This is a genomic window from Lentzea sp. NPDC060358 (assembly GCF_042725365.1).
Taxonomy (GTDB): Bacteria; Actinomycetota; Actinomycetes; order Mycobacteriales; family Pseudonocardiaceae; genus Lentzea.
In genome coordinates this window covers 1-10,319 of the sequence record NZ_JBHXCW010000261.1, presented here as the reverse complement: position 1 = coordinate 10,319, position 10,319 = coordinate 1, and the positions used below count along the sequence as shown (strand labels likewise).

The 10,319-nt window shown below is 73.5% G+C and carries 6 protein-coding genes and 1 pseudogene; 1 reads left to right on the top strand and 6 read right to left on the bottom strand.

Annotated features, from left to right (window positions below; all coding sequences use genetic code 11):
- Together ACFWGZ_RS35120 and ACFWGZ_RS35115 are read right to left on the bottom strand one after the other, a co-directional pair.
- Positions 1–316 (bottom strand): annotated as a pseudogene (locus tag ACFWGZ_RS35120) (MFS transporter); the annotation flags it as partial.
- A gap of 53 nt (positions 317–369) precedes the next feature.
- Positions 370–2,232, bottom strand: coding sequence for an Hsp70 family protein (locus tag ACFWGZ_RS35115; RefSeq protein ID WP_382455895.1), 1,863 nt, complete (start codon positions 2,230–2,232; stop codon positions 370–372).
- 109 nt (positions 2,233–2,341) lie between these two features.
- Between ACFWGZ_RS35115 and ACFWGZ_RS35110 the strand changes: the two genes are divergently transcribed.
- Positions 2,342–6,886, top strand: a complete 4,545-nt coding sequence (locus ACFWGZ_RS35110; RefSeq protein WP_382455894.1) for an ATP-dependent helicase — start codon at positions 2,342–2,344, stop codon at positions 6,884–6,886.
- A gap of 547 nt (positions 6,887–7,433) precedes the next feature.
- On the opposite strand, the gene ACFWGZ_RS35105 is transcribed toward ACFWGZ_RS35110, so the two are convergent.
- The 4 genes from ACFWGZ_RS35105 to ACFWGZ_RS35090 form a co-directional block, all read right to left on the bottom strand.
- Positions 7,434–8,420, bottom strand: coding sequence for a 1-aminocyclopropane-1-carboxylate deaminase (locus ACFWGZ_RS35105; protein WP_382455893.1), 987 nt, complete (start codon positions 8,418–8,420; stop codon positions 7,434–7,436).
- Complete coding sequence (locus tag ACFWGZ_RS35100) at positions 8,417–9,052, bottom strand: GntR family transcriptional regulator (protein WP_382455892.1); 636 nt, start codon at positions 9,050–9,052, stop codon at positions 8,417–8,419. The genes ACFWGZ_RS35105 and ACFWGZ_RS35100 overlap by 4 nt, the downstream gene beginning before the upstream one ends.
- Positions 9,053–9,136: 84 nt before the next feature.
- Positions 9,137–9,664 (bottom strand): GNAT family N-acetyltransferase, encoded by a 528-nt coding sequence (locus tag ACFWGZ_RS35095; RefSeq protein ID WP_382455896.1) that lies wholly within the window; start codon positions 9,662–9,664, stop codon positions 9,137–9,139.
- A gap of 32 nt (positions 9,665–9,696) precedes the next feature.
- Positions 9,697–10,185, bottom strand: a complete 489-nt coding sequence (locus tag ACFWGZ_RS35090) for a YbaK/EbsC family protein (protein ID WP_382455891.1) — start codon at positions 10,183–10,185, stop codon at positions 9,697–9,699.
- Positions 10,186–10,319: the final 134 nt, after the last annotated feature.

Here is a 10,319-nt window from a genome sequence, read left to right as displayed (position 1 = left end):
GCCAGGAACCGAGGCCCACGGCGACGGCGGCGACCACCGAGCCGAGGGCGCCCATGCCGTAGCCGAGGATCAGCGCGGGACGACGCCCACGTCGTTGCGCGAGACGGGCTCCTGGCAGGGCCAGCAGCGCGGCTCCGGCGACGGCCGCGGTCTGCGCGAGACCCCCCACGGCGTCGGAACCGGACAGCGACGCGGCGATCAGCGTGCTGAACGCGAGGCCGATCGTGACCGACGCGGCGCCCAGGACCTGGGTGCCGGTCAGTACCCGAACGACCTTGCGCTGCACGCGTTCGACCTGCGGCGCGGCGGTCACCATGATCGCGATAGTGGCACGCTGCGACAGCGTGCCGACAGGTCCATCAGGGGCGGTTACTCCCCCGGTTGCACGGACTTCTCGAAGAAATCGGCCATTTCGTCCGGCTTGAGCTCGTCGGCGTTCTCCTCGGCGTTCTTGGTGAGGATGCCGAACATGGGACGGCCCTTGGCGGTGAACACCAGCACGCCGGTGCCGCTCGACGTGGCCGCGCGGTAGCCGCCCTCGAGGCCGTTGCCGGTCCAGTCGGCCTCGACGCGGTCGGTCTGGAACGCCTTCGAGATGGAGTCGGCGTTGTTCTCGGCGCCGGTGACGCTGTCGGTGAGGATGTACTGCACCGAGTAGCCGTCGCGGATCGTGCAGCTCACGACCGTGCCCTTGATCTCCTCCATGCCGGTGATCTGCGCGGAGTCGGCCTTCTCGCAACCGCCGCCGTCGGGCACGTGGCCCGCGAGCTGGCGCAGGCACCGGGTGAAGCCCTGGCCGTCCTGGGCGGTGTCGTCCTTGCACTCGTCGGCGCTGGGCAGGTCGGGGCCGGAGAACGCGAACACCGCGCCGAGGACCACCGCGATCGCGACGACCGCGCCGCCGATGCCGAGGAAGAGCTTCTTGTTGTCCTTCTTCGGCGCCGGCTGCGGGAAGTTCATGGGGTAGCTGCCGCTGACGTTCGGGTTCACGGCGTAGGGCCCGGTGACCGGGTAGCTGCCGCTCGCCGAGTAGGCGCCGCTCGGGTAGGACCCGCTGGGGTACGAACCACTCGGGTAGGACCCGCTGACCACGGGGTTCGGGCCGCTGGCGTTCGGGTTGACCGGGTGCGGGCCGGACGTGGCCGGGCTGACCGGCGCGGTGACGATCGTGGGCGGCTCGACGTACTTGGGCTTGTCGTCCTCGGGCTTCAGCGTGATCTTGGTCTTGTCCACGACCTGGGCGCCGGAGGCGACGATCGTCTCCGGGTGGTCGGGGCTCGTCGGGACGATGCCGACCTTCTCCGCGATGGTCTGCGCGACCAGCGGCATCTGGCACGAGCCGCCGACGAGGTAGACGTGCTCGGGCGTGACACCGGCCTTGGTGACCGTGGTGATCAGCAGCTCGGTGGTGCGGATCAGGCTCGTCCTGATCAGCGCCTCCAGCTCGCCGCGGGTGATGACGACCTTCTCGAACGGCTCGGGCATCGTCACCTCGACCCGGTGCAGCGCCGAGAGGTCCTCCTTCGCCAGGCGCAGCTCCTCGCGCAGGCCGAGGCGGGCGCGGTGGTCGTCGACCGTGGTAGGGCGCAGCAGCCGCTGCCAGGCGGCCGGGTCCTTGTGCGAGACCTCGCGGCCGACGTGCTCGAGCAGCGCCTGGTCGACGTCGAGACCGCCGACGTCGCTCAGGCTGCCGTCGGCGAGGATGCGGTGCTCGGCGTCGAGCACGGAGACGTCGAACGTGTCGGCGCCGAAGTCGTAGACCGCGAGCGGGCGGCCGCCGCCCAGCGCCGCCACCGCGATGGCCTCCGGCACGGGCACGAGCTCGCCCGTCATGCCCGCGAGGCGCGCCGAGGACAGCAGCTTGTTGCGCCTGCTCGGGCCCCACTCCGCCGGGTGCGTCAGGCGGATCTCGTCGAGCGCGGCGCCCATGAGCAGCGGGGTCACGGCCTCCATCACGCGGGAGTAGATGGCCGCGAGCGCGTCGTTGACGGGCAGGGTCCTGTCGCCGAGCTTCATCGTCGGCTTGTCGATGAGCCGCTTCGGGCTCGCCTCGTAGCGCGACGGGTCGCGGCGCGAACGCCGGTCCGCCTCCCGGCCAACGAGCACCGTGCCGTCTTCGTCGAGGTAGACGGACGAGGGCATGGTTGTCCCCCCGTCCACGTCCACCACACCGTGGCCGGACAGCACTGCGACCGTGTTCGCGGTGCCCAGGTCGACGGACAGGATGCGCACCGTGCTCCCCTCGAAGGACGTACCGGGTGATCGTGCCACAGGGGCCTTCGGCGAGTACTCGGACCTGCGTAATCAGAAATTGTCGGACCCCGGCGTCATCATGTTCTCCATGGACGTGATGAAGGCCTTCTCCCCGGCGACCAGGCAGTGGTTCGCCGGGGCCTTCGCCGCGCCCACGCAGGCTCAGACGGGTGCGTGGGCCGCCGCGGCGGCGGGCGAGCACGCGCTGGTCATCGCCCCGACGGGCTCGGGCAAGACGCTGGCCGCGTTCCTGTGGGCGCTCGACCGGCTGGCGTCCTCCCCCGTGCCCGCCGAGCCGAAACGGCGCTGCCGGGTGCTCTACATCTCGCCGCTGAAGGCGCTGGCGGTGGACGTCGAACGCAACCTGCGTGCGCCGCTGACGGGCATCCGGCAGGCGTCGCACCGGCTGGGGCTCGAGGAGCCGTCGATCACCGTCGGCATGCGCACGGGCGACACCTCGCCCGAGGAGCGCAGGGCGTTCGGCCGCACCCCGCCGGACGTGCTGGTGACGACGCCGGAGTCGTTGTTCCTGCTGCTCACGTCGTCGGCGCGCGAGTCGCTGCGCGGCGTGGAGACGGTGATCCTCGACGAGGTGCACGCGGTGGCGGGCACCAAGCGCGGCGGCCACCTCGCGTTGTCGCTCGAACGGCTGGACGCGCTGCTGGAGAAGCCGGCGCAGCGGATCGGGCTGTCGGCCACGGTGCGGCCGGTCGAGGAGATCGGCACCTACCTCTCCGGCGGGCGGCCGGTGTCGGTGGTGCAGCCGAAGACGCCGAAGACCATCGAGGTCGAGGTCGAGGTGCCGATCGAGGACATGACGGTGCTCGGCCAGCCGACCGGTGAGGTGTCGGGTTCGGCGGCCGGTGCCGAGCAGCGCAACTCCATCTGGCCGTCGGTCGAGGCGCGCGTGCTCGAACTGGTGCGGGAGCACCGGTCGACGATCGTCTTCGCGAACTCGCGGCGGCTCGCGGAGCGGCTGACCGCGCGGCTCAACGAGCTCGCGGAGGAGGCCACCGAGGCGGAGTCGTTCCCGGCCGCGGCGATCGGCCAGGCGGGGATGACGGTGCAGAAGACGGCGTCGGTCGCCCGCGCGCACCACGGCTCGATGTCGCGCGAGCAGCGCACCGCCGTCGAGGAGGACCTCAAGTCCGGGCGGCTGCCGTGCGTGGTGGCCACGTCGTCGCTGGAGCTCGGCATCGACATGGGCGCGGTCGACCTGGTGATCCAGGTGGAGGCGCCGCCGTCGGTCGCGTCCGGCATGCAGCGCGTCGGCCGGGCGGGCCACCAGGTGGGCGCGGTGTCGCGGGGCGTGATGTTCCCGAAGTTCCGCGGCGACCTGGTGTCGTGCGCGGTGGTGGCGGAACGGATGCGCGACGGCGCGATCGAGTCCGTCCGGTTCCCGCGCAACCCGCTCGACGTGCTGGCGCAGCACATCGTCGCGATGGTCGCGATGGAGACGTGGACGGTCGAGGACCTGACGGCGCTGGTGCGGCGGGCCGCGCCGTTCGCCGGGCTGCCCGACTCGGCGCTGCACGCGGTGCTGGACATGCTGTCGGGCCGCTACCCGTCCGAGGAGTTCGGCGAGCTGCGGCCGCGGATCACCTGGGACCGGGTGAACTCCGAGCTGCGCGGCCGGCCGGGTTCGCAGCGGCTCGCGGTCACCTCCGGCGGCACGATCCCCGACCGAGGGTTGTTCGCGGTGATGACGCCGCCGTCGGAGAACGGTCCCGGCTCGCGCGTCGGCGAGCTCGACGAGGAGATGGTCTACGAGTCGCGCGTGGGCGACACGTTCCTGTTGGGCACCTCGTCCTGGCGGGTCGAGGACATCACCCACGACCGGGTGATCGTGGTGCCGGCCCCGGGGCAGCCCGCGCGGATGCCGTTCTGGAAGGGCGACGCGCCGGGCCGTCCGCTGGAGCTGGGCCGGGCGATGGGCAAGTTCCTGCGCGAGGTGTCCACGATGGAGGACGCCCCGGCGCGCGAGCGGGCGAAGGCGGCCGGCCTCGACGAGTGGGCGACGGACAACCTGCTCGCGTACCTGGGCGAGCAGCGGGAGGCCACCCGGCACGTCCCGAACGACCGGACCGTCCTGGTGGAGCGGTTCCGCGACGAGCTGGGCGACTGGCGGCTCGTCGTGCACTCGCCGTTCGGCGCCCAGGTCAACGCGCCGTGGGCGCTCGCGATCGCCGCGCGGCTGCGGGAGAAGCGCGGGGTCGAGGTGCAGGCCGCGCACTCCGACGACGGCATCGTGCTGCGGCTGCCCGACACGCTCGACTACGAGGGCGCGGAGGTGACGGCGGGCGCCGAGGACGTGCTGCTCGACCCGGAGGAGGTCGAGCAGGTCGTGGTGGCCGAGGTGGGCGGGTCGGCGCTGTTCGCGGCCCGGTTCCGCGAGTGCGCCGCCCGGTCGCTGCTGCTGCCCCGGCGCGACCCGAAGCGGCGGACCCCGCTGTGGCAGCAGCGGCAGCGCTCGGCGCAGCTGCTGTCGGTGGCGTCGAAGTACGAGCGGTTCCCGGTGGTGCTGGAGGCGATGCGCGAGTGCCTGCAGGACGTCTACGACGTGCCGGGCCTGCGCGAGCTGATGGCGGACGTCCGCGCCCGCCGGGTCCGCGTGGTCGAGGTGGAGACGCCGTCGCCGTCCCCGTTCGCCCGCAGCCTGCTCTTCGGGTACGTGGGCATGTTCCTCTACGAGCTGGACGCGCCGCTGGCCGAACGCCGCGCGGCGGCGCTGTCGCTCGACTCGACGCTGCTCGCCGAGCTGCTCGGGTCCGAGGCGATCCGCGAGCTGCTCGACCCCGAGATCGTCGCGGAGGTCGAGCTCAGCCTGCAGCGCCTGAGCGAGGACCGGCGCCCGCGCCACGCCGAGGACACGGCGGACCTGCTGCGGTTCCTGGGAGACCTCTCCGACGCCGAAGCTCTCGAGCGCGGGGTGCCGCGCGAGTGGCTCGACGAGCTGGTGGCGCAGCGCCGGGCGATCCGGGTCCGGATCGCCGGTGAGGAGCGCACGATCGCGATCGAGGACGCGGGCCGGGTCCGCGACGCGCTCGGGGTCGCGCTGCCCGTCGGCGTCCCGGAGGCGTTCACCGAACCGGTGGCGGATCCGCTGGGCGACCTGCTGAGCCGCTACGCCCGCACGCACGGGCCGTTCCCGGCCACCGAACCCTCCGCGCGCTTCGGCCTGGGCGTGGCCGTGGTGACGGGCGTGCTGGAGCGGATGTCCGCCACGGGCCGGCTGGTGCGCGGCGAGCTGCGTCCCGGTGGCACGCACACCGAGTACTGCGACGCGGACGTGCTGCGCCGCCTGCGCCGGGCGTCGCTGGCGAGGCTGCGCTCCGAGGTCGAGCCGGTCGAACCGGCGGCGCTGGGCAGGTTCCTGCCGTCGTGGCACGGGCTGGGCCGGCGGCTGCGGTCGGCGCCGACGGTCGACGACGTGTTCTCGGTGGTGGAGCAGCTGGCCGGGGCACCGCTGCCCGCGAGCGCGCTGGAGTCGCTGCTGCTCCCGTCCCGGCTGCCCGGCTACTACCCGGCGCTGCTCGACGAGCTGACGGCGTCCGGCGAGGTGACGTGGACGGGCTGCGGCGCGCTGGCCGGCGGCGACGGCTGGATCGCCCTGGCCCCGGCCGACGTGGCCGACCTGCTGCTGCCCGACCTGGTGCCCGAGTCGATCCCGGAGTCGCCGCTGCACACGGCGGTGCTGGAGGCGTTGTCCGGTGGCGCGCTGTTCTTCCGCCAGGTCGTCGACCGCGCCGCGCAGTCCACGACGTGCACGGACGCCGAGGTCGTGGGCACGTTGTGGGACCTGGTCTGGGCGGGCCTCGTCACCAACGACACCCTGTCGCCGTTGCGCGCGCTGGTCTCCGGTGGCGGCGCGGCCCACAAATCCCGCCGCAGCACCCCGCGCGGCCGCTACACCCGGCTCCGCGCGGCCCGCCCGGACCTGCCGTCGCGCACGGGCCCGCCCACCGCCGGCGGCCGCTGGTCGCTCGCCGTGGCCCCGGCCGCGGACCCGACCCGCAGGGCCCACGCCCGAGCGGAGGCGTTCCTCGAACGCCACGGCGTCCTGACCAGGGGCGCGCTCGACACCGAACGCGTGACGGGCGGCTTCAGCGGCGTCTACAAGGTGCTGCGGGCGATGGAGGAGTCGGGCCAGGTGATCCGCGGCTACGTGGTCGAGGGCCTGGGCGCCGCCCAGTTCGCGGCCAGGGGCGCGGTGGACCGCCTGCGCGCGCTGTCCCGTCCGCCAGGCCAGCAGGCGCCGAGCGACCAGGACGCGGTGGTGCTGGCCGCGGCCGACCCGGCCCAGCCCTACGGCGCCGCCCTGCCCTGGCCGGACCCGCTGGGCGAGGGCAAGCACCGCCCGGCCCGCAAGGCGGGCGCCCTGGCCGTCCTGGTGGACGGCACCCCGGCCCTCTACGTGGAACGAGGAGGCAAATCGCTGCTGTCGTTCACCGACGACGACCCGACGCTCCGCACCGCCGCGAACGCGCTGAGCCGCGCCGTCCGCGACGGCTGGCTGGGTCAGCTGGCCGTCCAGCGAGCCGACGGCGAGGTGGCGCTGACCTCCCACCTGGCCACGGTGTTGCAGGAGGCGGGCTTCCGCGCCACCCCGAAGGGCCTGCGCCTGCGGGCGTGAGCCAGCGGGCACGGATCGGCGGACTCGGGCCGGCGAGCACGGGCCGGCGGACGCGGGCCGATAGACGCGGATCGTCGGACACGGGCCGTCGGACACGGGGTGGCGGGCGCGGGGTGGCGGGCGCGGGGTGGCGGGCGCGGGGTGGCGGGCGCGGGCCCGCGAAGGCGGCCCCTGGCGAAGTCGAGCCACCAAGGCTGGGCCTGCCGCGCATGCCTCGCTGCATCGGTACGCCGGCTCTCGCGCGGCAGGGGCGGATGGCACGCCTGCTGCCCGCTCAGGCGGCAGAGCGGTGCCGGCGTGACCGCGCACGACCTGGGAACAGCGCGGCGCCGAGCAACCGGCGGCCGCGGCCGAGTTCACCGCGCATGGCCCGGAACGGCGCGGCGCAACCGGCACGCGTGGTGCCGACGCGCCCTGCCCGCCACGCCCAGCCCGCCACGCCAGCCCGGCCCACCGCGCCCGGCCCACCTCGCCCGTCCTAACGCGCCCGTCCTAACGCGCCTGTCCCGCCACGCCCGGCCCACCGCGCCGTGGTGCCCCGTCCCGGCTAGGCCGGGAACAGCGAGCTGTAGGCGTTGAGCGCCGGCTGCCCGCCGAGGTGCGCGTAGAGCACGGTCGAGTCGCGGTCGATCTCGCCCGACGACACGAGGTGGATGAGGCCCGCCAGGGACTTCCCCTCGTAGACCGGGTCGGTGATCATGCCCTCGAGGCTCGCGCCGAGGCGCATGGCGTCCACTGTGGAGTCGTCGGCTATGCCGTAGGTGCCCGCGTGGAAGCGGTCGTCGAGGAGGACGTCCTCATCGGACACCGTCACCTCGCGGAGCTTGGCGGTGTTGTGCGCGATGCGGGTGATCTGGTCGAGGGTCTCGGCCGGCTTGGCGGAGGCGTCGATGCCGAGCACGCGGCGGTGGGTGTCGTTCGCGAAGCCCGCGACCATGCCCGCCTGGGTGCTGCCGGTGACCGAGCAGACGATGATCGTGTCGAAGAAGACGCCGAGCTGCGCCTCCTGCTGGCGGACCTCGTCGGCCCAGGTGGCGAAGCCCATGCCGCCCAGCGGGTGGTCGGAGGCTCCCGCGGGGATCGGGTACGGCTTGCCGCCGGCGGCCCTGACCTCCTCGATCGCCTGTTCCCAGGTCGGTTTGACGCCGATGCCGAACTCGGCGGTCACGAGGCGGACGTCGGCTCCCATCATGCGGCTGAGCAGGATGTTGCCCACGCGGTCGCTGCCCACGTCGGACCAGTCGACCCAGCTCTCCTGCACCAGCACGGCCTTCAGGCCGGCGCGTGCCGCGGCGGCGGCGACCTGGCGGGTGTGGTTGGACTGGATCCCGCCGATGGAGACGAGGGTGTCGCAGCCGGTGGCGATCGCGTCGGCGACGAGGTACTCGAGCTTGCGGGTCTTGTTGCCGCCGTAGGCGAGGCCGGAGTTGCAGTCCTCGCGCTTCGCCCAGACCGCGGCGCCGCCGAGGTGGGTGGTCAGGCGGTCCAGGCGGTGGACCGGCGAGGGGCCGAACAGGAGCGGGAATCTGTTCACAGTTCGTCCTCCAGGGTGGTCCAGTTCTCGTCGACCAGGACGCCGGCGCGGTCGTGGTCGCCCTGCTCGCAGGCTTCGATGATCTGCTGGTGCTGGGTGACCGAGTGGCGGGCGGCCGGCGAGGAGAACCGGCTGTGCTCGGCGCGGCGCACCAGCGGGGTGAAGCGGTCGATGGTCGCGGTGATCGCGAAGTTGGCGCAGCGGCTGACGGTCACGGCGTGGAAGGCGTCGTCCGCGGCCAGTGCGGCGTCGGCGTCGTCGGCGTTCAGGGCCTGTTCGAAGGCCTTGTTCGCGGCGCGCATCGCGGCGAGGTCGTCGTCGGTCAGCAGCCCCCGGAAGACGACCAGGCCGGTGGCGAGGGAGTGCATCTGCCGCACGACGACGAGGGCGTCGCGCACGGGCTCCGCCTCCAGCGCGGTGACGCGGGTGTAGGCGTGGGGCTTGGTCTCGACCAGGCCCTCCTCGGTCAGCGTGGCGAGCGCCTCGCGCACCGGGGTGCGGGACAGGCCCAGTTTCTCGGCGAGCTCGACGTCCTTGATCGCCGTGCCCGGCTGGAGGTCGCCGCGCACGATCGCCGACCGGATCTCGGCCGCCGCACGGTCCTTCAGCGACCCATATCCAATATATTGCATATCGGTGAGGGTAGGTCCGGTGCCGCGCGAGCGCAACAGCAAGCCCCCGAACCGCGGGGCTCGGGGGCTGCTGGGAGTGACGGGTCAGACGATCGGCAGCGTGCGGCCGAGGACCGCGAACGGGCGCGGGTCGCCGGTGAACTGGTAGTGCCGCAGCACGTCGACGAAGCCGACGCGGCGGTAGAGCTTCCAGGCCTTGGCCGGGCCTTCCGGGGTGGACAGCAGCACGCGGGACGAGGTCACGCCCTCCATCAGCCGCCGCAGCAGGTCCTCGCCGATGCCGCGGCCCTGGGCGCGCGGCAGCACGTGGAGCTCGGTCAGCTCGAAGTAGTCGGTGAGCCAGTCCTCGACGACGGCGGGCGGCGAGACGGCCATGAGGCCGCGCCGCACCTGCTCGTGCCACCACTGGCCGGCCGCGCCGCGGTAGCCGTAGCCGATGCCGACGAGCTCGTCCTGCTCCCCCAGCGCGACGACGCAGCGCCAGTCCTCGCGCATCATGTGCGCGAGCCACATCGGGGCGCGCTGCTCGACGGTGCCGGGCGGGTAGTTCATCGCGGTCACGTACAGCGCGAGCGCCTCGCCCAGCCGGGCGTTCAGCTCCGCGGCGGTCATCTCGACGATGCGCTCCAGGCGCGGCGAGGCCGTCACGACGACACCACCGCGACACGGCCGCCCGTCAGCGCCACCAGGTCGGCGAACGTCGTGGGGTAGACGGCGTGCGGGTGTCCCGCGGCCGCCCAGATCTCCTCGTAACCGGACAAGGACTCGTCCACCACCGTCTCGATCGGCTTCGGGTGCCCGACCGGCGACACGCCGCCGATCACCTGGCCCGTGTGCTCGCGCACGAACTCCGGGTCGGCGCGCTTCACCGCGTCCGCGCCGACGAGCCCGGCGACGAGCGAGGTGTCCGCGCGGTGCGCGCCCGAGGTCAGCACCAGCAGCGGGGCGGCCACCCCGTCGCGCACCGCCGCGAAGAGCAGGCTGTTCGCGATCGCGCCTGCCTGCACGCCCACCGCTTCCGCGGCGGCCGCCGCGGTCCGCACCGCGTCCGGCAGCACGACGATGCGCGCCGCGGTGGCCGGCGGCAGGGCGTCCGCGACCTTGCGGATTCCGGGGTGTTCGAGCGAGCTCACGTCACCATCAGACCACGACTGCCGCCCACGTGGTGGGGCGGGTTGAGGAATCCATCGGGCGGGCGCTACGCTGGAACAGACTCGAACACTTGTTCGAGTCGCACCATGCCCCGGAGGTGGGGTGGGGGAAGCAC